Annotated in this window: 23 protein-coding genes; all 23 read right to left on the reverse strand. The window is 35.9% G+C overall.

What is annotated here, in order from left to right; all coding sequences use genetic code 11:
* Positions 1 to 181: 181 nt before the first annotated feature.
* The gene (gene ftsZ / locus BCI01S_RS03670) at positions 182 to 1,348 is read right to left on the reverse strand and encodes a cell division protein FtsZ (protein ID WP_047939919.1); all 1,167 of its coding nucleotides are present in this window, start codon (positions 1,346 to 1,348) and stop codon (positions 182 to 184) included.
* Positions 1,349 to 1,519: 171 nt separating this feature from the next.
* Complete coding sequence (gene ftsA, locus BCI01S_RS03675; RefSeq protein WP_061796770.1) at positions 1,520 to 2,803, reverse strand: cell division protein FtsA; 1,284 nt, start codon at positions 2,801 to 2,803, stop codon at positions 1,520 to 1,522.
* Positions 2,804 to 3,135: 332 nt separating this feature from the next.
* Positions 3,136 to 3,501: a small basic family protein gene (locus BCI01S_RS03680; protein WP_047939917.1), complete on the reverse strand. Its 366-nt coding sequence runs from the start codon at positions 3,499 to 3,501 to the stop codon at positions 3,136 to 3,138.
* Positions 3,501 to 4,229, reverse strand: coding sequence for a DUF881 domain-containing protein (locus BCI01S_RS03685; RefSeq protein WP_369988450.1), 729 nt, complete (start codon positions 4,227 to 4,229; stop codon positions 3,501 to 3,503). The genes BCI01S_RS03680 and BCI01S_RS03685 overlap by 1 nt, the downstream gene beginning before the upstream one ends.
* 32 nt (positions 4,230 to 4,261) lie before the next feature.
* Positions 4,262 to 4,960, reverse strand: coding sequence for a DUF881 domain-containing protein (locus BCI01S_RS03690; protein WP_047939915.1), 699 nt, complete (start codon positions 4,958 to 4,960; stop codon positions 4,262 to 4,264).
* Positions 4,950 to 5,726 carry a cell division protein FtsQ/DivIB gene (locus tag BCI01S_RS03695; protein WP_061796772.1) on the reverse strand — a complete coding sequence of 259 codons (777 nt, stop codon included), beginning with the start codon at positions 5,724 to 5,726 and terminating at the stop codon, positions 4,950 to 4,952. Before BCI01S_RS03695 ends, BCI01S_RS03690 begins: the two co-directional genes overlap by 11 nt.
* Before the next feature lie 95 nt (positions 5,727 to 5,821).
* Complete coding sequence (gene murG / locus BCI01S_RS03700) at positions 5,822 to 6,925, reverse strand: undecaprenyldiphospho-muramoylpentapeptide beta-N-acetylglucosaminyltransferase (RefSeq protein WP_061796774.1); 1,104 nt, start codon at positions 6,923 to 6,925, stop codon at positions 5,822 to 5,824.
* Between the two features lie 477 nt (positions 6,926 to 7,402).
* A complete protein-coding gene (gene spoVE, locus BCI01S_RS03705) occupies positions 7,403 to 8,503 on the reverse strand; it encodes a stage V sporulation protein E (protein ID WP_047939912.1) in 1,101 nt (366 codons plus the stop codon).
* A gap of 312 nt (positions 8,504 to 8,815) precedes the next feature.
* Complete coding sequence (murD, locus tag BCI01S_RS03710; protein ID WP_061796775.1) at positions 8,816 to 10,168, reverse strand: UDP-N-acetylmuramoyl-L-alanine--D-glutamate ligase; 1,353 nt, start codon at positions 10,166 to 10,168, stop codon at positions 8,816 to 8,818.
* Positions 10,168 to 11,142 carry a phospho-N-acetylmuramoyl-pentapeptide-transferase gene (gene mraY, locus BCI01S_RS03715; RefSeq protein WP_047939910.1) on the reverse strand — a complete coding sequence of 325 codons (975 nt, stop codon included), beginning with the start codon at positions 11,140 to 11,142 and terminating at the stop codon, positions 10,168 to 10,170. Before mraY ends, murD begins: the two co-directional genes overlap by 1 nt.
* 1 nt (position 11,143) lies before the next feature.
* Positions 11,144 to 11,584 carry a hypothetical protein gene (locus tag BCI01S_RS03720; protein ID WP_047939909.1) on the reverse strand — a complete coding sequence of 147 codons (441 nt, stop codon included), beginning with the start codon at positions 11,582 to 11,584 and terminating at the stop codon, positions 11,144 to 11,146.
* Positions 11,568 to 13,049: a UDP-N-acetylmuramoyl-L-alanyl-D-glutamate--2,6-diaminopimelate ligase gene (locus BCI01S_RS03725; RefSeq protein ID WP_047939908.1), complete on the reverse strand. Its 1,482-nt coding sequence runs from the start codon at positions 13,047 to 13,049 to the stop codon at positions 11,568 to 11,570. The genes BCI01S_RS03720 and BCI01S_RS03725 overlap by 17 nt, the downstream gene beginning before the upstream one ends.
* Before the next feature lie 313 nt (positions 13,050 to 13,362).
* Entirely contained in the window at positions 13,363 to 15,273 is a 1,911-nt protein-coding gene (locus BCI01S_RS03730; RefSeq protein ID WP_061796777.1) for a stage V sporulation protein D, read from the reverse strand.
* A gap of 499 nt (positions 15,274 to 15,772) precedes the next feature.
* Complete coding sequence (locus tag BCI01S_RS03735) at positions 15,773 to 16,678, reverse strand: nuclease-related domain-containing protein (protein ID WP_047939906.1); 906 nt, start codon at positions 16,676 to 16,678, stop codon at positions 15,773 to 15,775.
* Between the two features lie 121 nt (positions 16,679 to 16,799).
* Complete coding sequence (locus tag BCI01S_RS03740) at positions 16,800 to 18,923, reverse strand: penicillin-binding protein (RefSeq protein WP_047939905.1); 2,124 nt, start codon at positions 18,921 to 18,923, stop codon at positions 16,800 to 16,802.
* A gap of 3 nt (positions 18,924 to 18,926) precedes the next feature.
* Positions 18,927 to 19,286 carry a cell division protein FtsL gene (ftsL, locus tag BCI01S_RS03745; RefSeq protein ID WP_047939904.1) on the reverse strand — a complete coding sequence of 120 codons (360 nt, stop codon included), beginning with the start codon at positions 19,284 to 19,286 and terminating at the stop codon, positions 18,927 to 18,929.
* 24 nt (positions 19,287 to 19,310) lie between these two features.
* Positions 19,311 to 20,243, reverse strand: a complete 933-nt coding sequence (gene rsmH / locus BCI01S_RS03750; RefSeq protein WP_047939903.1) for a 16S rRNA (cytosine(1402)-N(4))-methyltransferase RsmH — start codon at positions 20,241 to 20,243, stop codon at positions 19,311 to 19,313.
* Positions 20,244 to 20,306: 63 nt separating this feature from the next.
* Positions 20,307 to 20,738, reverse strand: coding sequence for a division/cell wall cluster transcriptional repressor MraZ (gene mraZ / locus BCI01S_RS03755; RefSeq protein WP_047939902.1), 432 nt, complete (start codon positions 20,736 to 20,738; stop codon positions 20,307 to 20,309).
* A gap of 534 nt (positions 20,739 to 21,272) precedes the next feature.
* Positions 21,273 to 22,907 carry a bacillithiol biosynthesis cysteine-adding enzyme BshC gene (gene bshC / locus BCI01S_RS03760; RefSeq protein ID WP_061796779.1) on the reverse strand — a complete coding sequence of 545 codons (1,635 nt, stop codon included), beginning with the start codon at positions 22,905 to 22,907 and terminating at the stop codon, positions 21,273 to 21,275.
* A 302-nt stretch (positions 22,908 to 23,209) separates the two neighbouring features.
* Positions 23,210 to 23,605: a DUF3397 domain-containing protein gene (locus BCI01S_RS03765; RefSeq protein WP_047939899.1), complete on the reverse strand. Its 396-nt coding sequence runs from the start codon at positions 23,603 to 23,605 to the stop codon at positions 23,210 to 23,212.
* On the reverse strand, positions 23,598 to 24,515 hold the full coding sequence (locus BCI01S_RS03770; RefSeq protein WP_061796781.1) for a 2-dehydropantoate 2-reductase: 918 nt from the start codon (positions 24,513 to 24,515) through the stop codon (positions 23,598 to 23,600). The genes BCI01S_RS03765 and BCI01S_RS03770 overlap by 8 nt, the downstream gene beginning before the upstream one ends.
* A 535-nt stretch (positions 24,516 to 25,050) precedes the next feature.
* Positions 25,051 to 25,620, reverse strand: a complete 570-nt coding sequence (locus BCI01S_RS03775; protein WP_047939897.1) for an RsfA family transcriptional regulator — start codon at positions 25,618 to 25,620, stop codon at positions 25,051 to 25,053.
* Between the two features lie 128 nt (positions 25,621 to 25,748).
* Positions 25,749 to 26,198, reverse strand: coding sequence for a 2-thiouracil desulfurase family protein (locus BCI01S_RS03780; protein ID WP_047939896.1), 450 nt, complete (start codon positions 26,196 to 26,198; stop codon positions 25,749 to 25,751).
* Positions 26,199 to 26,317 lie beyond the last annotated feature (119 nt).

Here is a 26,317-nt window from a genome sequence, read left to right on the forward strand (position 1 = left end):
TGTTAAAAACTTTAAGTTCTAGCGAAATATTATCAGTTTTTTTACTAATTCTAAGGAATAAAAATAAAAGAAGCGATGAGGTTTACTATAAATAAAAGGGGAGATTGCTTCATTTTTGAAAGAGAAAACAAAAAAACCTTTCCATTATGAAAAAATGGAAAGGTTTTTGCTATAGAAATAATTACCTTCTGCGGTTTCTATTTCTTAAGAATGTCGGGATATCTAAAGCATCCTCTGGTTGTTGTGCATTGCTTCTTGGTTGTTGTTCCTTTTGCACATGCGGCTCTTCGCGTTTTACTTCTCTATTGTTAACCTGATTATTAATAGGGTTTGTATTATTGTTATTTGGCTTTAAACCGCCAAATCCAGGTCTATCTGGCTGCAGCTGCGATAAATCTTGGTTAAAGCCAGTAGCAATCACCGTAACAACAATTTCATCTTTCAAATCATCATTGATAATGGATCCGAAAATCATATTTACATCTTGATCGGAAGCGGATGCCACAATATCGGCTGCCTCTTGTACTTCATACAAGCTTAAATTCGTACCACCAGTGATATTCATTAATATTCCTTGTGCTCCATCAATGGAAGTCTCCAGCAGTGGCGAAGAAATTGCTTTTTTCGCTGCTTCAGCTGCACGGTTTTCCCCTGCTGCAACACCTATGCCCATAAGTGCAGAACCTTTATTCACCATAATTGTTTTCACATCAGCGAAATCTAAGTTAATCAGACCTGGTGTTGCGATTAAGTCAGAGATACCTTGTACACCTTGGCGTAATACATTATCCGCTTCTCTAAACGCTTCAAGCATCGGAGTTGATTTATCTACGATTTCAAGTAAGCGGTCGTTTGGAATAACGATCAATGTATCCACAGCATCCTTCAATGCTGTAATTCCGCTTGCAGCATGTGTGGATCTTTTTCTTCCTTCAAAAGTAAATGGTCTTGTAACTACCCCTACTGTTAATGCGCCTAGGTCGTGGGCGATTTGAGCAATAACTGGTGCAGCACCTGTCCCAGTTCCGCCACCCATTCCTGCCGTAACAAAGACCATATCTGCTCCTTTTAATGCTTCTTCTATTTGTTCTTTGCTTTCCTCAGCAGCCTTTTTCCCTACTTCAGGATTTGCACCCGCGCCTAATCCTCTTGTAAGTTTTCCGCCAATTTGCATCTTGATTTCTGCTTTAGATAAATTTAATGCCTGTGCATCTGTATTCACAGCAATAAACTCTACCCCTTGTAGCCCATGCTCAATCATTCGGTTAACAGCGTTATTTCCACCGCCACCTACTCCTATAACCTTTATTACAGCTAGTGAATCTATATTTGTATCAAATTCCAACATGACAAATCCTCCTAATTCGTCGATATTCAGCAGTATCGAACTGTCCGCATCTCAAGTCTTGGTGATATGGAGTAACATACCATTTTAATACCTAGACTGACCCTAAACGACTCTCAGCCTTCTCGAAGTTCTTTTTATCAAAATTATGCTTGTCCTATTAAAGACATTTCATTAATCAAAGAAATATCCCATAAATTTCTTAAACTTTGAGGGTTCTTTTTCCACTTGTTTTTTCTCATAAGCTGGTTTTTGGGATGCTGTTTTTTGAACTTTTTCCCTTGTTTCAGCAGGAACAGTAACAGGGTTATGAATATTTCCCCCTTGAAGTTTACTATTTTTATAGGAGAATTTAATTAAACCAACTGCAGTAGTATATTGTGGCTCTCTTACTCCGATATAATCAGGAATAGCAATTCTAACTCGGCTTTGGAAAATATCTTGCGCTAATTCTAAAATTCCCTTCGTACTAGCTACTCCTCCAGTTAATACGAATCCTCCTGGAAGATCGTATACTCCTAGTCTCGCTAGTTCATGACCAACAAGTTCAAAGATTTCTTCTAATCTTGCTTCTATAATATCAGAAATCTCCAATTGATTAAATTGCTGATGCTGATCGCTTCCGATAATAGGAACGCTGAATACTTCCTCTTCAGAAGCATGATCATAAAAAGCATAACCATACTTTATTTTTATTTTCTCTGCATCTTCTGTTGTAGTTCGAAGACCAATGGATAAATCTTTGGTAATATGATCTCCACCTACAGGAATAATGCTGGTGGCTTTAAGGAATCCATTTTCAAATACAGCAATAGTAGTAGATCCTCCGCCTATATCTACTAACGCCACTCCTAAGTCTTTCTCATCTTTTGAAAGCGCAAAAGATCCTGCGGCAAGTGGCTGCAAGGAGATATCTTGAATTTCAAGACCTGCTCTTTCCACACATCTTAAGGTGTTATGTAAAATGGTTTTACTTCCAGTAATAATAGTACCTTCCATTTCCAATCTTACACCAATCATTCCTCGCGGATCAGTAATCTCATCTAATCCATCTACAATAAATTGTTTAGGAATTATATCAATAATCTCTTTTTCTGGGGGAATGGAAACTACCTGTGCAGCATCCTTTACCCTAATTACATCTTCAATTGTAATTTCGCGATTTTCACTTGAAACTGCAACTACTCCACGTGAGGTTTGCAGATTTACATGATTTCCCGAAACGCCAACAACTACTTGCTTTATCTCCATCCCAACCATTCGTTCGGCCTGCTCAATTGCTTGTCGAATAGAATGAACGGTTTCATCTATATCCACAATTGAACCTTTTTTTAAACCTTCTGATGGGACGATGCCTACACCAATAATATTTAAAGATTCGTTAATCATTTCTCCAATGATTACTTTTATGCTGGATGTACCGATGTCTAGACTTACATAAAGTTCATTGCTGTTCATTCTCGGGCACCTCCTTTTGCATTTTAAATAATGTGAACAACAAGTTATGTCATACAGTCAAAAATTCAACTTTTTTATCAGAAGTAATGTCTGCTATTTACATAGTTTATTTGATATACATAAAATAATCTAATCTTCACAACTATTCTATTGTATACCAGGCAACACCATATTTTCACTAAGTTTTTGCAAAGTGTCAACACAATTTTGGTCTTTTTTACTACAAATAGGACTAATTACTTATTCCACAAGGAAATATCGTAATTCACTTCCACTATATCTATTAATATTTAAATTATTCGCCAAAACTAATATATTCCCTTTTTTCTCTGTCAACTTTTTTCATTTTTTTCAAGAGAATGCGCATTTGATTTCTTTAAGATAATACTGCGGATGACAGCTATATTTTGAAATAGTCGAACACCAAATGCAAAAATAGCCGCTAAGTATAAGTCTACACCAAGATGTACACCTAGAAAAGCTAAACTTGCTGCAAGAGCAATATTAAAGAAGAACCCAGTTACAAATACTTTCTCGTCGAATATATTTTGCAGATGAGCACGAATTCCTCCAAATAAAGTATCCAGTGCAGCGAGAACAGCGATTGATAAATAGTTAGCATATTCGTCTGGCACTTTTATATCGGTTAATAATCCCAATACTATCCCAACAATCAACCCAAATATAGGAAGCCACATTAAGAATCTCCTCCTTTACTTGTACTTACAGGCTTCATATGATGGATATTTATGGGGTTACTATATGCTGGAATGTTGATCGGTTCTTTTGGCATCACGACATTCAATAACAGATTAGATAAGAAAAATTCATCTGCTGACTTGGAAACCTTCATGTAATTAAATAGTTTTTCAGCAGTGTCAGCATCCTTCGCTATCACTTTTATTTCAATTGGCAGCTGATTCAGGGGGTTCCCATCCATTTTTAACACATTGTTAATTTCACGGATAACCGTTGTATTTACATAACGATTATCATTTATCGCTATCTCCTCAGCACCATATAAGTTTAATTCATTTACTAACCGTTGTAATAATTCAGAGGTAACTACTCCGGGATCTTCACCTAAAAGAATTTCTGTACTGACAGGCTCAATCTTTAAGATAATTCCCTTTCCCGTTACTTCTGTTAAGCCCGCTTCCTGCTTTAATTCTGCCAAAGTCTCTTTCAATACCGCTTCTTTGCTTCTTGGGGTTTCATTCTCATATTCTTCTATCTTTCCATTAGTCGAACGTATCTCATCTATTAGCTTTAACTCTATTTTTTTCTCTTGGATAAGATCTTCTCTTAACTCCCAAGTATCTCTCGTGTCTCGGACAGCAGGTTCTTTTATTGTCTGAAATTGAACTGCTATCATAAATCCAGCAATAAGCGTAATTCCCGTCATGGTTATAAATTTCTTATTCAAAGCGCATCATACTTTCTAAATCATACTTATCGTTAATTAACATTTAAAGGATCCATTTGTATCATTCTTTTTTTCTCAAGCGTAAATCTTACATTATCATTTACTAACAAATCCTTTACGCCACCATTGATATTTATTGCGCCTTCTAACACATCGCTATCGCCAATTGCCGTAATAACAAAAGGGGCCGGGTGCTGGTAACCATCTATTTCAATTACGGGACCATTACAAATGATATAAGAATTATGTGCTAGTCTTTGTCCATTGATACTAATCGCTTCTGCACCAGCAATATACAGCTCGTTAATCACTTTAAATACATGATGCTCATGTACCAAATAATTATTGACATTATCTTCCTTTGGATTATACTCACCATCTTCCAAAGCAATTTGTACCCCTTCCCCTTTTACTGCAACCTTTCCTAAATATATCCGGTATTTTTCCGCATCTTCTGCCAAGTTATAATAAGTCTCTGCTTCATTAGAAAGCTTCTTCTCTAATTGAACCAATTCCCTTTGGTTTCCCTTTAACTCCTTATATAACTCATTATTCTTTTCTTCCTGCTCGATTAGCTCATTGCGCAAATCCAAATCTCTTTCAAATTGGCTCTCGTTCAGTCCTTTACCTTCATCTTTTTTTGTATTTTGATAGGAAAAAGAAATCATAAATCCAAGTACAAGAAAAACTAAGGAGAAGATAACATTTCTTCTTCTTTTATTATTCTTCACTCTTCTTTTCCCCTTCCGAATCAAAAGCTTTAAAATAGGAACCTACCTCTAAATCAATAACGCCTTTTTTATCTGTATTCAACTGGGAAATGATGGATGGATAATGCTGCATCTTATCAGAAAAAGAGGATAAAGAAGCTAATACCTGATTCCCATCATTCATATATACAGTAACACGCCACTTATCTGTATTCCTAGGAGTATACCTTACTTCAGAAATCGCATTATACACTTCTGCTGACAGTTTATTTAGTTCTTCCCCTATTTTTTTGATTACTTTATCATCGCTCTTCATATCCTTAATAATAGGAGCATCATAGGGACTATTGGTCATTGCTCTATCCTGCAGCATCTCCCCATTTTCAAGAAGTGGAATAAATTCATTCTTTACTTCAAAGTAAGCAATCTTCCTGTACTCTTTTACGTCTATATGAACAGTATTTGGAAAAACAATAGAAATCTTAGCAGATTTAATTCCACCTGAGTCTTTTAATTTCTCTGTGAGCTTATCTTTTTTGATTGTCCAAATATTTGTTTTGCTGTTAATTCCGCTCATTTTCTCCAAGTCTTCAAAAGAATATAAACGATTCCCCGTAATTTCGATGTTTTTCACATGACTTAAAGGTGATTGGAAGTATATAACGCAAACGATGATTAGGAAGAATAGAAGGAGAAGGAAAATAAGGCGGCGATTCGCTTTTCTTCGTCTCTGCTCTTTTAATTTTGGAATTCTATCTTCTAAAGAAACTACCTTCCCTTTTTCCAAAAAATCACCCCGATATTATTAAATAAGGAAATAGTACATAACAATACAATAGGTTGTCCACCTTTTTTTAACAAACACATTTTCTATTTGCTATCTTATTTTTTCTTGTTATTGATTACTTCCTTCATGACATTATACAGCCTCATTGCCGCATCAGGAATACCTAATTTTTTGGAAGCCTCTTTCATCTCCTTCAGCAAAACAGGATTTAGCATGATAGTATCCATTTCTTCTATCAATTTTTGGCCATTCATATCACGTTCAAGGAGCATTTTGGCTGCTCCGTTACTTGTTAATGCATGTGCATTTTTTTCTTGATGATTATTCGTTACATAAGGACTTGGCACAAGAATGCTCGGAATACCAAGCGAGGTTAACTCACTTAATGTTGTTGCGCCGGCTCTTGCAACAGTTAAATCAATACTCGTTAATACTTCAGGCATATTATGGACAAATGGCTTAATAATAACATTTTCCGGATTGCCGACACGCTCTACTTCTTTCTTTACCGCTTCGTAATGTACCTCTCCTGTTACATAAAGAACTTGATAAGCTTTTTCCCCTAATTGTGGTAAAGCCGCAATTACAGCATCATTTATCGGTCTTGCTCCTCTGCTCCCGCCAACAATAAGAACAGCGGGTTCTTTTAATTTTAATCCGACTGATAAGCGACCTTTTATTCCATCCTGGTTTAACACTTCGGATGCCCTTGGATTCCCAGTCATCACAACTTTTTCATCTGGAAAAAAAGAAGCAGCTTCTTCAAAACAAATCGCTATTTTATCGACATATCTACTTAAAAACTTATTGGTCAACCCTGGAACACTATTTTGTTCATGAATAATAGTCGGTATTCCAAGCTTAGCTGCCGCATATACAACCGGGCCACAAACATATCCGCCTGTTCCGATGACAACGTCTGCTTCAAATTCTTTTAAAATCGCTTTACTTTTTTGTACACCTGCAATAAATCTCCAAACTGTTTTCACATTTTCCGGGGAAAGTTTTCGTTTAAACCCTGTGATATGTATTGTTTTAAATGGAATATCTTCTCTTCTAACTAATTTACTTTCTAGCCCTTGCTCTGTTCCGATATAAAGAAATTCAGCATCCTTCACTTCTCTTTTTATTTCGCGAATCAATGCTAATGCAGGGTATATATGTCCCCCTGTTCCTCCGCCGCTTACTACTATTTTCATTCTTTCCACCTCAAAATACTTCTCATCTCTACTTTTTCCTGAAAAAAACGTTGTTTTCTTCTCTTTTACATTATAGCTTCAAATAACATAAAACAGAAATAATCTTCTGCTATTTTTTAAGATATTTTTTAGCTTTGCCGTCATCTCCCAAATAATAGATACCTTATTGTACTATATTTTAAACTTGCTTTATGAATATCTTGAAAATGATAATGAAATGTAATACATTTCGTCTTCCTACAAGTCATATTGTCATGTTTGAAAAAGATTTATCATATGTGTGAAAAAAATAAATTTTTTGTATTCTATAACACTCCTTCCCTTTTTAAGGCAGAAACTACTACGATAAACAATCTTTAGCTTTCCACATAAAAAACCTAGTAAATGAGAATGCACTCACTTCACTAGGTTTCTATAAATTCTATAAAAATATCCAATTATGAGGCTTCCTCGCCTATTAAGGATAAGAGGCTGCATTTAATACCGCGAAAATCGGCTTACATTTAGAAGGATGCCTATCGCTATTAACATAAGTGTCAGCGATGAGCCGCCATAGCTTAAAAACGGAAGTGTAATCCCTGTAACCGGCATTAGCCCTGTTACCACCCCAATGTTAATCATAACTTGAATTGCAACCATGGAAATGATCCCGACTGCCACAAAGCTTCCAAATAAATCTTGAGCTCCTAATGCAATTCTTATGCCTCTCCAAAGTAAAAGTGCAAATAATAATAAAATCAGAGAGCCGCCGATAAAGCCTAATTCTTCTGACAGAATCGCAAAAATGAAATCTGTCTGGGGCTCAGGCAAGTAGAAGAATTTTTGTCTGCTTTCCCCAAGGCCTAAACCGAATAAACCGCCTGGACCAATTGCATATAAAGATTGGATTATTTGAAATCCGCTTCCTAATGGATCTGACCACGGATCCAGAAAGGATGTTATCCTTTTAATCCTATAAGGGGCTGATGCAACCAGTCCGATAAAACCAGCTACTCCAATAAGACCTAATATAACAAAATGGCGAATGCGAGCACCAGCAATGAAAATCATGACAATACTTGTACCAACCATAACTGTCCCAGTACCTAAATCCGGCTGAAGCATAATCATTCCGAAGGCAAGGAATACCAGACCTAATGAGGGAAGTAACCCTTTTTTAAAGGAGGTTATATGCTTTTGATTTTCCGATAGAAATTTTCCTAAGAAAAGAATCATTGCTATTTTCATAAATTCAGAGGGCTGAATGGAAAAAGCTCCTACTCCAATCCAGCTTTGTGAACCATTTCGAACTAACCCCACTCCAGGAATTAAAACAACGACAAGTAAAATAAAACAAACTATAATAATCGGTTTAGCCCAGGATCTCCATATCCAATAATCTAGATTCATAATAAATAACATTGCTGCAATTCCGACCCCTGCAAAAAGCATTTGCCTTTTAGCAAAGAAAAAAGAATCACCTAAATTTCGTTCCGCCATAACAGCACTAGCACTATACACCATGATTAACCCTATAGCTAGCAATGTAAATGTAATAATCATTAAAATTATATCTGGAGTCGTTTTTTTTGATGGCACCATTAACACCTCGAACCTGCAAGATTAAGGGCTTGCAACAAAGAAAAGCGATTTATATCCAGATTTCTTTGTATACTACTGAGGAATCGGATAAAAAAAAGAAAGCTCTGTAAATCATCAGTTAAAACAGGAAAAAGGGAAGATTGTTCCTTCCACCCCAATTTAGATGAAATGGAACCTGCATCCTTTTTCTACTAACCTTGTTATCATTTACAGAGCTTACTTTAAAGTAAGTATTTTATATGGATACTTTTTTATTTCTATCCATATAGATCTCAAGTTTTCTTTCAACGCCTACTTACAGACAAGCCCTTATTTAAGCATATGCACCGCATTGATAAAAATGTCTCCTCTGACTTCAAAAGTTTTATATTGATCCCAGCTTGCACATGCTGGGGAAAGAAGAATAACATCTCCGCTTTCTGATAAGTCATAGGCAGCAGGTACTGCTTTGTCCACATTATCGACGCGTTTAATGGTTTTTATTCCTGCAAGCTTGCCTGCCTTCTCCACTTTTCCAGCAGTTTGTCCAAAAGTAATCATAGCTTTTACATTTTTAAGAGATGGAATGAGTTCATCAAATTCATTTCCACGGTCCAGTCCACCAGCTAGCAGAATAACCGGTTCATTAAAGGCTGCAAGGGCATTTTGTGTTGCCAGAATATTTGTTGCTTTCGAGTCATTATAGAATTTCCGTCCATTAACTTCTTTAATAAATTGCAGACGATGCTTAACCCCTTTAAAGGTACTTAATACTGCAAAAATACTTTCATTTGTTACACCTGATAATTTTGCTGCTGCAACAGATGAAAGGATGTTTTCTAAATTTAATGCACTTAAATACATTATATCTGACAATGCCATAATTTTTTGATCATTAAAATAAATAATATTATCTTTTACATAGGCCCCATACTCAAGTTCACGTTTTGCAGAAAAAGGAATAATCGTTGCATTGCTGCTGTTCGCGATATCCATGACAATCTCTTGTTCGACGTTCACAATTAAATAGTCACTTTCATCTTGGTTTCTCGTAATGTTTCCTTTTGCCTTCGCATATTCTTCCCGTGTCCCATGATAATCTAAATGTGCCTCATAAATATTTGTAATGATCGCAATTTTCGGCTTGAATTTTTCAATTCCCATTAATTGAAAGGAGGATAATTCAATCACTATTTTATTATCTTCCTCTGCAACTTGGGCTACATTAGAAGCAACTGTTCCAATATTCCCAGCTATCAGTGGCTTTTTCTTATCAACTTCTAACATATCAAACAATAAGGTTGTGGTCGTTGTTTTCCCATTTGACCCAGTGATCGCAAGGAATGGGGCTTCGGAAACTCTATATGCTAGTTCTACCTCTGTGATGACAGGAATGCCGCGCTCCACCGCCCTTTTAATCATTGGATTAAAGTAAGGAATGCCAGGGTTTTTTACGATCAGCTGGAAACCTTCCTCCAGTAACTCAATAGGATGGCTTCCGCAGATAACCGTTATTCCTTGTTCTAATAAACCTTGCGCTTCCGGATTTTCATCCAATGGCTTACTATCATTTACTGTTACAAAGGCCCCTAAATTATGTAGTAATTGAGCTGCGCTTACTCCACTTTTAGCAAGGCCTAATACTAGTATTTTTTTATGATGAAAATCGTTAATCTGCTTCATTATAACCACACCTCAATATAAATTCCTAGAGCGGCGAATAATAATCCTACCGTCCAAAATGTCACAACTACTCGCCATTCAGACCAGCCAACTAGTTCATAATGGTGATGTAATGGACTCATACGGAAAATTCTTCTTCCTGTTGATTTAAAAGATATTACTTGAAGAATGACTGAAAGTGTCTCAATAACAAATACTCCACCTATTAATATTAACAAGATTTCTGTCTTTGTTAAGATAGCAATCGCTGCAATAGCACCTCCAAGTGCAAGTGAACCAGTATCTCCCATAAATACTTTTGCTGGATGGGCATTGAATACTAAGAATCCTAAAACTGCGCCCACAATGGCTACCGAGAAAATACTAATTTCAAACTGTGATTGACTCCATGCAAGGACAGCAAACGCTCCAAACGCCACAGCAGAAGTCCCAGAAACTAATCCGTCCAAGCCATCTGTTAAATTCACCGCATTAGAAAATCCAACTAACCAAAAAATAATAAATAGTGCATAGAACCAACCTAATTCTAGTGGTTTATCTACAAAAGGAATCGAAATAGCAGTAGAAAATTCGTTTTCGCGTAAAACAAAGTAAAAAATAAGCGAAATAACAATCTGCCCTAATAGCTTTTGTCTAGAAGTTAATCCTAAATTACGCTTCATCACTACTTTTATAAAGTCATCTAAAAAGCCTAACAATCCAAACCCGACTAATACTAAAAGTAATAAATACGTCTTAATCGTCGGCTCTGAAAATTTATTAATCATTACCAAAGTCGTTACCACAATGGAGAAAATAATCATTAAGCCCCCCATAGTTGGCGTTCCCGTTTTTTTCTGATGAGATTTCGGTCCTTCTTCTCTAATGCTTTGTCCGAATTTTAATCTTCGCAAGAAGGGAATAAAAAAGGGAGAAATTAATACCGTTATTAAAAAACCTAATAGAATCGTAAAAAAGATAACTTTCTCCTGCATTTTAATTCCCTCCTTTCACTTGATTGTTTGTATTTAATACATGCTCTCTAATTACCGCTATATCATATGTTTCTATATGGGAATTCAGACTGTTTTCTTGCAAAAAAATAAATTTAGTTGTTTTTTCTTGTGCTTGTAATTGTTGCTCGTAAATTTTGCTCATTTTTAATATGCCTTCCTTTAAATCTTTTGTATAAAAAATTGGAAAATGATTAGGTGTATAGGTTGGGAGTTCCATCCCCTCTTCCCAAATCGCTCCAATTGCTCCATTTGTTATAGCAGCACTCAAATCACCAGAGTTATCTTTATATAATGGAATAAACAGTCCTTTTGGCTGTTCGCACTCTGCTAAGAATGACACGGTTTGAAAACGCAAATCTTCTTTCACAAACCCTTTTGCTTCAGGTATAGCCTGGAGGATTAATTTATAGGACAGTGTCATTTTTTCTCTCCTCTATCGCTTCTTTTGCAACTAAACGGTCATCAAAATCTAACACTTTAGAACCAATAATTTGATACGTTTCATGGCCTTTCCCTGCAATTAGAATAACATCATCAGGCTGGGCTTGATCAACAGCAAAGGCAATAGCCTCTTTGCGATCAGAGATTATTGTATAATTCTGTTCTCCCTTAACTCCTTGCTCCATATCTTTTAATATGGCAAGCGGATCTTCACTTCTAGGATTATCGGAGGTTAGGATAGCATAGCTCGCTTCCTCACAAGCAATTTTCGCCATTAAAGGACGCTTCGTCTTGTCTCTATCTCCCCCACAGCCAACGATTACATATATGTTATTCTTAGCAAATTCTTTTACCGTTTGCAAAGCGTTTTGCAAACTATCAGGTGTATGTGAATAATCAACGATCACTGAAAAATCTTGGCCGGCATTAACCGTTTCAAATCTCCCTGCGACTCCTGCTACCTTTTCAAGTGCATTGATGGTCACTTCCATTGGAATATTACTTGCAATTGCAGCACCAATGCTTGCTAGTGTATTATACACGTTAAATTTTCCAACCATTTTCAACTGGACAGAATGTATGCCAAGCGGAGAATGTAAATCGAATGATGTACCTGCTGCCGTGATTTTTATATTTTTTGCCATTATATCAGCTTCTGTATCAATTCCATATGTTAGAATATGAGCCGCTGTAATGGTTTCATACTCATTTGCTGCTGCATCATCTTTATTTAGAATAGCAAATTTCGGCTTTTCAGACGAAAAGGCATTTCCTAGTCTTGTAAAAAGCAATCCTTTCGCTTTTTTATATTCTTCCATCGTACCATGATAATCTAAATGATCTTGACTAAGATTGGTAAAAACAGCAATATCATAATCACAGCCAAATACTCTGCCTTCTACAAGGGCATGGGAAGATACTTCCATAACAGCTGTATCAACTTTTTGTTCCACCATTTGATGAAACAGCTTCTGAAGTGTCACAGCTTCTGGAGTTGTATTTTTTGTTTCTTGTATTTCCTCACCGATTTTGGTATACATCGTACCGATGATTCCTGTTTTTTTATGCGCCTCTTTTAATATAGCATCTATTAAATGGCTAGTTGTTGTCTTTCCATTTGTACCTGTTATCCCAATAAGCTGAAGCTTTTGGGTCGGCTTTTGATAAAATACATCTGCAAGCACACTACTAGCTCTTTTTGTATCTTTTACAATGATAACTGGAATAGGCAAGGATAAACTTCTTTCTGCTATGACAGCGACTGCCCCAGATTCGTATGCTTTTTGGGCAAAATCATGACCATCCACTGTATATCCTTTTATACAAATAAAAAGACTGCCATCTGATACTTTGCGATTATCATTCTCTATTGATTTTATTTCCACATCTTCTCCGGTATAAGAAGTGTATGGCTGTAAACTCTCAATAAGTTTTTTTAATTGCATCGCTTTTTGATTCCTCTTTTCTCTAGCTCTATATGTAATCTTTGATTGCTCATAAATATTAATTATATACTAAATAATGAACCAGCCATATAGATTATACAATTTTCTTAGCGTATATTATTTTACATGATTAAAAAAAATTTATCTATGTTGTACCTTATTGTTGGAGAATTTATATTAGAAGAATAATTTAAGATAGAGGAAAATTTTAATTATGTACATACGAGCTCGATTCCAGTATTAACAGGATCTAGAGGCTTTTTTTATAGGGGAAAGAGAAGCGGCACGTATTATTCGGCCGCCTCTTATCCAATTAATTAAACTGAATCAAAATGGTTGATCCTTCCTTCACTTTTGTTCCAGGTTCTGGAGACTGCTTAATCACCGTATCCCCGCTTCCGCTTGAATCAATTTTAAGATTAATAAACATTTCACTAATATCTTTTTTCGTATGCCCAACAAGGTCTGGCACTTCTATTAATGGATTTTCCGGATATTTATATACTTTGTCAATTTGATCTTTACGCGGTTCCACACCAAGGGCTCTCAAACTATCTCCCATAATCGCACCAACAATTGGAGCAGCAACCGCACTACCGAATTGCACCGTTCCTTTTGGGTTATCTACTGCCACGTACACAACTAATTCAGGATCATCAGCAGGTGCAAAGCCGATAAAGGAAAGAATATAGTTATTTTCTAAATATCTTCCACCAGAAGCTTTTTGAGCCGTCCCAGTTTTTCCACCAACTCGATAGCCTTCCACAAAGGCCTTTCCTCCAGATCCCTTTGCCACAACATTTTCTAATGCCCGTCTCACTTCTTTAGATGTTTCTTCAGAAACTACCTTTCTCTTTGCAACAGGTTTTTTCTCCATAACTACTTCACCTGTAGATGGATCAATCAATTCTTTTGCTACATAAGGAGTATATAAAGTACCTCCATTAATTGCGGCAGATAGTGCCGTAACTTGCTGAATTGGTGTTACGGCGACACCTTGACCAAATGCTGTAGTCGCTTGCTCCACCGGGCCTACTCTGTCCATGTTAAACAAAATCCCTTTTGATTCCCCTTGTAAATCAATTCCTGTTTTTTGCCCAAATCCAAAATCACGAATATATTGAAACAGCTTATCTTTGCCAAGACGTTCCCCTAATTCTACAAAACCAGGGTTACAAGAATTTTGAACGACCTCTAAAAACGTTTGCGAGCCATGTCCTCCTCGCTTCCAGCATTTAAGTTTTGCTCCACCCACTTCTGCATACCCTTTATCATAAAAAGTGTCCTTATCTAAGTCCACTTTTCCTTCTTCTAAAGCTGCTGCCAATGTAATAATTTTAAAGGTAGATCCTGGTTCATACGAACTCCAGATCGGTAAATTACGATTATAAACAGTGGAATCCACATTTTGAAAATCAGATGGATTAAAGCCTGGTCGACTTGACATTGCCAAAACCTCGCCAGTTTTTGGGTTCATCGCAAGTGCGATAATCGATTCAGGATCATAGGTTTGTTGAGCTATATCCAATTCTCTTTCTACAATCGTTTGAATTTTTGTATCAATAGTAAGGACTAAATCATTCCCATTTACCGGAGCTTCATAGGCATCAGCCATATCATTCATTCTCTGCCCTTTCGCATCCGAATAATATTGAACAGATCCCTTCTTTCCCTTCAACTCATCATCATATTCCAGCTCTAAACCTATTAGCCCTTGATTATCAATACCAGCAAACCCTAATACATGGGATAAATAATTTCCAAAAGGATAAGATCGCTTTGAATCTTCACCAATATATACACCGTCTATATCAAGTGCACGAACTTTTTTGGCTTTTTCATGCGTGATTTTCCTGCCTTCTTTTAAGCGAACACTCATCTCCCTTTGAATAATCTGCTTATAAACAGATTCCTTATCTGCTTCTAATACTTCTGCAAGCTTTTCAGCGGTGTCGGCTGGATCTTTAATTTGGCGTGGTACTATATAAACCGTTGGCGCACTGACATTAGTGGCAAGCGCTATTCCATTGCGATCCAAGATCTCTCCTCGTTGTGGCTCAAAAGCAATTTGTCTACTCCATAAATTTTTCGCTTTCGTTGTAAGCTCGTCCCCTAGAAAAAATTGAACATACGCTAATCTTGTATCAATTATTAGAAAAATAACTATCCCAGCAACAAGCGCTATCAACAATCGCTTCCGAACGGTTACGTTTGAAACCCGCATACAGATGGAACCTCCTTTATACTAACTCAATTGAAATATATGCTTGTACGAATCGGAATAGAACGGGGAGTATTGGTTAGTTGGTTTGTAAGGAGGGAGGGGATTTTGTGAGGAATTTTTTTGCTGAAAGCACTTTTCCTGCTTCTTCCGGTTATTTTGGTGTTCATCTCCTTTATGAAAATCACTTTTCCTACTTCTTCTGATTATTTTGGTGTTCATCTCCTTTATGAAAACCACTTTTCCTGCTTCTTCTGGTTATTTTGGTGTTCATCCCTTTGATGAAAACCACTTTTCCTGCTTCTTCTAGTTATTTTGGTGTTCATCCCTTTGATGAAAACCACTTTTCCTGCTTCTTCTGGTTATTTTGGTGTTCATTCCTTTGATGAAAACCACTTTTCCTGCTTCTTCTAGTTATTTTGGTGTTCATTCCTTTGATGAAAGCACTTTTCCTGCTTCTTCTGGTTATTTTGGTGTTCATCCCCTTGTTGAATACTGTCTTTCACTCATAATACGCCCACTGATGTACACCAATAAGCCTATAATGCTTATCTAATATTCTCTTAATCCTTCGCATTCCTCCCGATATCAGACACCAGTCATGTATTTCTTTTGTCGTTATCTTTCTTTCTGGAAAAAGCAGCTTAAATTCTTTAACACTTCGTAAAACAGCTAACTCCAAGCTTTCTGTATATCCACATACATCACATTTGATCATTGCACTTTCTGTTGAAATGAACAGTGAGTTACATTTATCGCAAAGGATTCCTTTCTTAAGTTCTTCATAGGTATAACTTGGCATTCTTCGATAAGGTGATTCATCCATATGAAGAGCGATCAACTTTTCAGCAAAGACCGCATGCTGTTTTTTTACTTGTGATTTATTTTTTTCTAATAATTTAACATAACGATTTAATTGGTTAGGATAAATGCAAGGCAAATGAAGTGGAGCTTGATATAAGATAAATTCGGGGTTTATAAAAACAACGTGTGGAATAATTGTAATGGAGTAACCAAGCTGGTGAACTAATTGTCTTAATAATGAATCGGTTCGTTTTAATTGAGTAATAGGATTATTGATTTCTACTTTATTGTTTTTCTTATAGAATCGATCATTTTCATAATAAAAGTCACCTTCATAGTTCTTAATTTCATAGAGATGAAGTGCATCTCCTTCTATCAATAAGGAGTCGATTTGAAATGTCGTCTGGTGTGATTGTAATAATAAATCATTTAATATAATACTATTTGGGGCTAAATCCTTTAAATACTTATCAAACTTCCTCTCTCCTTCCCAGCCTTTCCCTTGATTTAAGTACTTTGTCTTCAATTCATTAGATAATTCCATTCGGCTATTTAATGATTTTAATAAAGCTAATTCCAGTGGTTCCCTTCTTTTCTTATACAATTTTTCACCCTCCTATTTTACTGAAGCATTACAAACGAACGCTTATTTCTAGTATACAATACCGCGTCCATCTCCAACAAAAAAGCTTCACTACATCTCAAAAATGTAGTGAAGCTCTCTCTTACTCTGGTTCTTTTAACTTAACCGATACCTTATCGTTTTCTTTAACCTTAGACCCTGCTTTTATACTCTGAGAGGACACATATCCACTGCCGGAACTTTCAAGTTTCAGCTTATTGAGGTCCACTACTTTTAAAACATCGCGTAATGACCAGCCCTTCATATTAGGAACTGTTTCTTTACCATCCGTCTTTAAGATTACTTTCTCGCCTTTTAGATAAGTATCTCCTTTGACTGGAAGCTGTTCTTCCACTGTCTTGCCGTCTCCGATAATAACGGCATTCAGCCCTTTATCCTCTAGAATTTTCTTCGCCTCTTCTGCAGTCATTCCACTTAAATTGGGGATTTCAATCGGCTTCGAAATTACTTCTTTTGTTGGTACTATATCCATATACTGCAGACTGCTCTTCATGACTGAAGTGAAAATTTCAGCGACTGGTTCAGACCCAGTTTCCGTTTCCTTTAGCTCTGGCTGCTGAACAGCAACATACATTATTAATTCAGGATCATCCTTCGGAGCCATACCTAAAAAAGAAAAAATGTAATCATTTTTACCTTCTAAATAACCGCCGCCGCTTTTAGGAATTTGTGCGGTTCCTGTTTTACCGGCAACATCATATCCATCAATATTGAATTTTTTGTAACCCGTCCCTTTTTTACTCGTAATAACTGTTTCAAGAATATCGCGGACTTCTTTGGCTGTTTTTGCAGAGATTGGTGTTCCTGCCACTTGCGTCTCGCCTTTTTTGATGATTTTCCCTGTATTTGGATCTTTAATCTGTTCAATAACGTACGGCTTCACCATTTTTCCATCATTGGCAATAGCTGTTGCCGCTTGAATTTGCTGAATTGGTGTTAAAGCTGTACCTTGACCAAAAGCAGTTGTAATTTTTTCTATTGGCCAATTAAATACAATCGAGCTATTTGCTTCTCTTGGTAGGTCGATTCCAGTTGGCTGATCAAGGCCGAATTTTGTTAAATACTCTCTGAATGTCTCAAAGCCGATTTTTTCCTTGGCAAGTTTCGCGAACGCTACATTGGAAGATCGCTGAACTCCTTCTAAATAAGAAATCTTTCCCCAACCAGCTCCATTATTATGATCTCCTATTCCTTCATATCTGCCTGACTGATAATAGTCGTTTGGATTGAATACTCCTTCTTCCACCGCTGCAGCTAAAGTAAATATTTTCATAGTGGATCCTGGTTCATAATTGGTTTCAATTGCTTCATTATGCCAGGAAGCTGTAATACCTTCTCTTGTTTCGGGATCAAAGGATGGTCTTTGACTCATCGCTAATATTTCTCCTGTTTTCGGATTAGCTACAATCGCAATCATTTTTACAGGATTATATTCTGCATTTACCTTATTCAGCGTATCTTCTAAAAAGGATTGGATTTTCTTATCAAGTGTCAAATAAACATTCTTGCCATTTTGAGCAGGCACGATTTTATCCTTACTGTTTGGCAAAATATAGCCCCAAAAATCTTTACTATACTGCATACTGCCATTTGTACCTGTCAGCATTTTATTTAAACTTTCTTCAATACCTAATCTGCCTGTTTCCTTACCTTCATCCTCTTCTAAATAGCCGATAACATGGGAAGCAAAGATTCCATTCGGATAAAAACGCTTTTTCCCTTCGACAATTTGAATACCAGGAAGCTTTAAATCTTCAATTTTCTTTTTCGTCTCATAGGAAAGATCTTTTCCGGCCTCCCCAAATTCCACTTGTTTTGCGCCCTTTTTGGTTAAAATTCTATAAATCTCCGATTCTTTTAAATCGATATATTTTGCTAATTCTCTAGCTGTCAATTCGGGATCCGCAACATGAACATTTTTATCCAGATTCTTACTCAATGATTCATCTGTTACAGCAACTAGCTTATAGGAAACTGCATCCTCTGCAATTACGTCCCCATTGCGATCTAATATACTTCCTCTTGAAGCCTCTAGCACACGGGAAGTGTTATGTTTTTTTTCTGCTTGCGCAGCTATCTCTACTCCTGACACTTCTCCTGTCGCCTGAATATAGACAAACCGAATAACTAAAACAAAAAAGAGCAGACAAAAGAAAACAAAAAGGATGGCTGCTCCAAAATTAATATTAGGTTGTTTTCGGATCATTGCTTAATGCACAACCTTTACATTGTCTTTACTAAAATCTAAACCTAATTTCCCTGCTACTTTGCGTAAGCGTTCAAAGCTGCTTAAATCCTTTACTTGTGTATCTAATTCTTTGTTTGACTTTTCAAGCGAATTAATGGAGCTTTCCGCTACTTGAATATCTTTATTTACTTGATAAATCTCCGATTGATTGCTTACAATTTTTACGCCGCCAATACAAATAATGACTACAAAGGCAATTCCTAAAATCTTCTCTCCAGGAGATAATAATGATTTAGTCTGTTTAATAACCTTTTTAACCGACTGCTTTTCTTCTTGTTGTTGATATTGATCCTGCTGCATTTTTCTTGCTAAGTTGCTCATTTAATTACCTCCTGCACCCTTTGGTTATTGTTTTTCTGCAACACGTAGTTTCGCTGATCTTGCTCTGTTATTAAATTCTAATTCTTCTTCAGATGGGATAATCGGCTTTCTAGTAATTAATTTCAATTCTGGTTTAAACTCATCTGGAATAACCGGTAGTCCTGGCGGCAATGGCGGCAGATCACTCATCTTTTTAAATGTCGACTTACAAATTCTGTCTTCAAGGGAATGGAAGGTGATAACGCTGATTCTTCCGCCTGGATTTAGTAACGTAATGGCTTGCTCTAACGAAGCTTCAAATACGCCAAGTTCATCATTAACTGCAATTCGTATTGCTTGAAAAACTCTTTTTGCAGGATGACCGCCTTTTCGTCTAGCTGGCGCTGGAATAGCTTCCTTAATTAATTCAACCAACTCTCCAGTCGTTTCTATTGGGCGATTTTCTCTTGCTGCCTCAATTTTCCTTGCTATTTGTTTAGAGAATTTCTCCTCTCCATAACGAAAGAAAATTTTAACTAGTGATTCATAAGACCAAGAATTAACAACATCATATGCAGTAACATCCGCTTCATTATCCATACGCATATCAAGTGGTGCATCATGGTGATAACTAAATCCACGCTCAGGAGTATCCAATTGCGGGGAAGATACACCTAAGTCATAAAGAATTCCATCTACATGTGTAATCCCTAAGTTGTGAATTTCTTCTTTTAAATAGCGGAAGTTACTTTTGACAATCGTCAATCTGTCCTTATATGGGGCTAATTTTACTTGTGCATTTTTTATTGCTACTTCATCTTGATCAAATGCAATTAACCTTCCACTGCCTGATAATTTGGAAAGAATTAATTCGCTGTGCCCTGCTCCACCTAAAGTACAATCCACATAAATTCCATCTGGCTTAATATCGAGAGCATCGACAGCTTCATTCAGTAATACTGTTGTATGATTAAACATGAATCCACACCTGTCTATAAATTTTTCTTGTAGGTAGTATTTATTATGTACATAGTGAAAAAATTAAATATCAAACCCAATCATATTTTCTGCAATTTCTGCAAAAGAATCCTCTGATTCGGAAAAATAATTTTCCCACTCTTGTTTATCCCATATTTCAATACGATTAGAAACACCGAGAATAACACATTCCTTCTCTAACTGTGCATATTGAAATAAGGGGGAGGCAATATTAATGCGACCTTGTTTATCAATTTCACATTCTGTTGCTCCGGAGAAGAAAAATCGGGTAAATGCTCTAGCATCTTTTTTGGTTAAAGGTAATTGCTTGAGCTTGTCTTCAATTATCTCCCATTCATTAAGTGGGTAACCGAAAAGACATCGATCGAGGCCACGGGTTAGAATAAAGGTTTCACCTAAGTTCTCTCTAAACTTCGCAGGAACAATGATACGTCCTTTTGCATCAACATTATGATGATATTCACCCATAAACATACCCTTGTCCCCCACTTTCTAACCTCAATGTACCACATTCCCCCACTTTCCTCCACTATTAATTTTAATTCTATCTATTTTGTATATTTCCTGCAACAAAAATAATAATTTTGAAAAGAATAAACGGGGTTCTTTATCACTACTTTTTGAGAATTGGCTGTTTATTTTCTAAAAGACAAAACTAAAGGAGGGAATGAAAATGCGTTATAACAATAAAAAAACCGTCCTATAATTAGGACGGTACAGCTTGTTGACAAAAGGAATTTAGGAAATGCAAATGGAATTATTATGCATTGATTGGAATGGAAGGGGTGAGACTCTGTGGGATCTGCGAGACAGTCTGAGATTCTGCAGGCCTTTAGGCCGAAGCGGCTCAGCGCGAGACCCACGGAAAGCGTACCCCTGCAACGGAAATCAATTCTTATTTAAAAAAATGTATATGTATAAACTAAAACAAACTCCTAATTACTGAATTAGGAGTTTGTCGACAGTCTGAACCGTCCTATAATTAGGGGGTAATCATTCTTTTCTTCCTTATAATTTAATAACCTTATGTGTTCCATCAAAGGCCATCGGCAATTCCATTACATCTTGAATAAAATCCATTCCATATTTATTTAAGAAATAGGTGATATTCCAGACTCTTTCTTGGGGAGACCCTTCTGGCTTTAAATTTTGTTCAATACGGTTAAATTTATTTACCAGTACTTCATGCTTTAATTTTACGGCAGCATCAACTTTGTTCTGCAAAAATTCAAGCTGGCTTACTAAAAAATCTTCATTTTTTTCTAATAACGGCAGCAAACCTTTATACTCTGCCTTCATTTCCTCTTCCACTTGATCATATTTCGTTTTAATTACCTCTTTTATTTCATTAAGTATCTGTTCAATCCGTTCATTTGAGACAGACTTTAAAAATTCCGCACATCTTTCAGAAGTTCCATTAACAAGAACATCCTTTATTGATAATTTTAGTTCCTCTATGTCTGCTTCCACGCTTCTCTCTAAGAGCGTAATATTTAAGCGAGGAATAACTGGCGGCATTTTAATTCCTAAGTGTTCAAAAGCCTTTTTAAGTTCCGCCCAGTACGCAATCTCTCCAGGTCCGCCAATAAATGCTAACGTAGGAAATAATAAGTCTTGCGTTATTGGTCTCGTTACGACATTATTGCTTAGCTTTTGAGGGAATTCACTCGCAATCTCTATTAACTGTTCCATAGTAAAGGATACTGTTCTATCTTTCCCGATAAAACAATTTTCTATTTCATCGTATTGCAGCAATACTCTTTCTTGCTCTAATTCATCATAATAAAACAAGTTAACAGGATTTTCTGCCATTTCAATCACAAGCGAATATCCCTTCTCCTGTACTAACTTTTGTTGTTCTGAAACGGAATCTGCTAATTTTTGAAATTCATTAATTTGTTTAAGGAAAATTTCTTTCTCCAACTTGCGAATCTCTTTATCACCAGAATCAACCAATAGTAATCCATAATCTTGGAATAAACTCATTGTAATATAGCTAAAGAAGTCAACAATCGTAGTGGATTCATGGACAGCATTGTGCAAAAGTTGCAATAAAGGCTTAGAATGATCTGTTTCACCATAGGATTCGACGATTTTTTCCAGCCATTCTATACAGACCTCTTTTTCCAGCAATATATCGGAAGCCATTCTTTTATCCAACACTCTTTGTGGATAAACTGCCTTCTTCATTTTTTCCTTACCTGGTGTATAAATATGATTAATTTCTAAATAATCATGGTCTTCTCCCGCTACCCAGAACACTGGTACAACCGGAATACCTAATTCTTCTTCTTTTTGTTCAGCTAACAGGATAATACTAATTACTTTATGAATAGAGTATAATGGACCTGTTAAAACACCCGCTTGTTGTCCACCTATAACAACTACACTGTTTTCCTTTCTTAATTTAGAAAGGGATTGCCTCACCTTTTCCCCTTGAGGGAACTTTTTCATGTAATCTTCGATATAATCTGCAAGATCATTCCTCATAAAAGTTCTCGTTTCTAATTCTTTAACTCTCTTCTCATAGCTACCATTATCAAGATAAGAATAATGAAAAAAGTCTTCCGCACTATTCTTTTGTTCTAAATAATCTGTTACGAATTTATTTGCCACAGGCAAAGAGAGATTCATCATCTCCATCTATGTACTTCCTTTCTCCAATTCGAGTTTTCCTATATATGTATTTTCTCCTTATTAAAGACTCTTTCTATAGTGGGAGTCCAACCACGAGCTTATCATCCAGCTGCTTATAAAAAGCATTCATTTTATTTCGCTACATAGAAAAGTATAGCATCCCTTTACTATAAAAGAAAAAAAGTTGCTTATAAGCCTTTATCTTTTCGATTTATCTTCTTATTAGCATCTTCCAGATTGAGTCCACCTATTCATTCTAAGTAGCACTGACTTGCTAAACATTTAAGTTATTTTATTGTAATCAACTATTATACCATTCCAAGTGTTCTCCATATAGATAGGAAAAGACCATAAACGAGCAATACAATATATAAAAGGAAAAAAAGAAGAAAGCTTACACGCCAAATTCCTTTAAATACTTTTTTGTATTGTATTTCCTCTTTAAACTTCCAATGAACAATAACAAATAACATGCCAATCAACAAGATAAATATCACAATATACAATAAGACCGAAGTATGCCAGATAGATTGTATAAGAAAATGGACAGAAACAATAAAAAAGATGGTACTAATATCTAGTGCTAGATGTATAGATAGACGATGCTTTTTTGTAATCAACTTACTAATAACAAAAACAATAAACAATGTAAAGATTGGAAAAACCACGAGAAAACTAATGAGATGTGAAGTTAGATTAATCATGGATAAACACCTCTCTTTCTCGTTCTTTTCCCTTAATCATCAGATAAACCGCATTTGCAATAGGCACACTCTGTTTTTTCTTTTTTGCTTCTTCTATTATGTATCCTAAGATGGCATCTATTTCCGTAGGTCTTCCCGCCTCCATGTCCTTTAGCATCGAAGATTTATTTAAAGCTGTTTTTCCTACGACTTCCATACAATACTCTCGATAGATTTTTTTTTCAGATTCGGTTATCGTTAAAACCTCTAATACCTCATTCATCAACATAGTCATCAATTGAGAATAATAAGCGTTTTCCAGCAAAAGACCATTTGGCACCAGCAAAATACTAGTTAAACTATTTACAATACAATTTACGACTAATTTTTTTTGCAGCATTATTTCATATTTATGTTCCATTATAAATAAAAAGTCTTTATTAGTAGCTGTTGTGAGCGTGGTAACTATATCGTCCATTTTTCCTTTTATACAAGCTATTTTTATTGCTCCTACACCAGTATGAATTACTGTTTGCTCATCTTCTTTCATCGCTCCATGTTCGACAATACCTATCAATATATTAGCAACTCGCGAATTCCTAATTGTCTCTATGTGTCCCATTCCATTTTGCAAAAAGCACATTGCTTTTATTTTATCGCCCATTTTTTCCATCTTCTCGTAAATGGACGCTAGTTGATATTGCTTTACTGCGACGATCGTCAACTCTTCTTGTCCATTCCACTCTTTAAAAAACCGTACGCGTACTGTTCGATTTTTCTTTTCGTCATTTGCTTTATAATATATTCCTTTCTCTAGGATTCGCTCGTATTGCTGCTTTGACCGAACATATAAGGTGACATCATGCTTTTCCTTTAACTGGTATGCACATAATAAGCCAATTGCCCCAGCTCCAATAATTGCAATTTCCATTAGAAGCTCCTTTATCGTTTCAAGTTATCGTTAGTTATATATTAACATTTTCTGAAATGTTTGTAGTACGAAAATCACAGGAATAGAAAAAAAATAAAATATGATGCTTGCCTCAAAAACGAAAGAAAAGCTAAAAGACGAGTGCAATCAAATAGTTTTGAAAGATAATCTATAAAAGAGTTTTTTAAGGTTTAATAATATAGAAAGGAATAAAATTAGAGAAGAATGTTACAACTTAATGGGGAGGATGCGGTATTATACTCATTGGATAGATTAAAACACCAAAAAATTGATTTTGTTTTCTTTTGCATCTGGAAGATTAGAGATTTTAATTGACTTATATAAAGCAGCCGCCCAGATTCTCCTTGTAAGTCAAGTGAATCCAATGATTCTCCTCTGCCTCACCTTTTTATATACAGGAGTCGAGCGGATGCTTCCTAACTGACAGGATTCCTCCTGCAATATAGCATATTTATTTGACCATGTTATTATAGATATAGATCCCATTAGCATTTTAGCTAAAGAAAAACTTTACTTACACCTTGGGAAGTTTATCCTCATCTTTAAAAACCACCATTTGCCTTGCTTTTTCCATCAGCTCCACTAATGCTTTATAAGCGCCTTCCATGGAGTCTAATTCACTTTGCAACGCTTCATTTTCCTTCTTTAATATAGCTAGCTTTTCCTCTAATACCTTCGTTTTCTCTTTAACGGTGGAAGAGTCAATATTTTCTTGCTCCCACTTAGTTGCTTTATCATATAAATCTTTTAAATATAACATCATTTCATCAAATTGATTCTGTATAGGAGCTGGAGATATAGCAGGCTGAACAGCAGTTACTTCTTCTTGAGAAAACTCTTCTGCTACATTTGTCTTTTTCAATTGCTTTCTTTGTTTTTTGGCAAGTTCGATACCAGATTTATATTGTTTGCGTACATATGAATTCCAGCGAAATCCACATGCTGCACTTGTTCTTGATAATAATTTCCCCACTTCTTCAAATGCTTGAAGCTGTGTACCGCCTTCTCTAATATGACGAAGAACAATTTCAGCAAGTAAAATATCTTCATCTTTTGACCAAGCATCTTGTCTCGTTGTTGTCATCAGTATACCCTCCTAGTGTTTTTTATTCATACATATGCATCTACTAGAAAAGATAGACTGATTTATTCATATTACAAAAAGAAAAATTAGCAGCATGCAAAAAGAAAATTTGCTACTTATAGACCTAGTTAAGAAAATAATTCGTCTTCTGACACCACTTTGATACCGTTTCTTCTTAAAAGCGCAGTGGTTACACCCACACCGCCCATTTTTGTGCCATCAAAGTTCCCTGTATATATACTACCACTACCACAAGAAGGACTATTTTCTTTTAAGACTACCATTTCCGCCTCCAAGTCTTTAATAAAAACTAAGGTTTTATTAGCCCCTTCGATATACATTTGCGTCACATCATTCCCTTTAGCATCTTTAACAAATGCTTTTCCATCAAGAACATCATAACCATCCCCTCCGACTATCTCAGCTGGTTCCCTCGGAGTAGAGAAGCCTCCCAATAATTCCGGACAAACCGTTCTTATGTTTTCTTTTTTTATAAACTCTTCTATGTTGGTATCTAAACAATCCGTCCCATTATACCGAACTTTCAGACCTGCTAAACAAGAACTTATGACAATCATTGCTTATCACCTCATATTATGTATTTCTTCTAACTTTCAAAACTTCCTTTTATTTTACTTCAGCTATTTTTGTAATAATAGCTATAATATGAAAAAAAGCACAAGAACTTAAGTTCTTG

It is taken from the genome of Niallia circulans NBRC 13626 (genome assembly GCF_001591585.1).
Taxonomy (GTDB): Bacteria; Bacillota; Bacilli; order Bacillales; family Cytobacillaceae; genus Niallia; species Niallia circulans.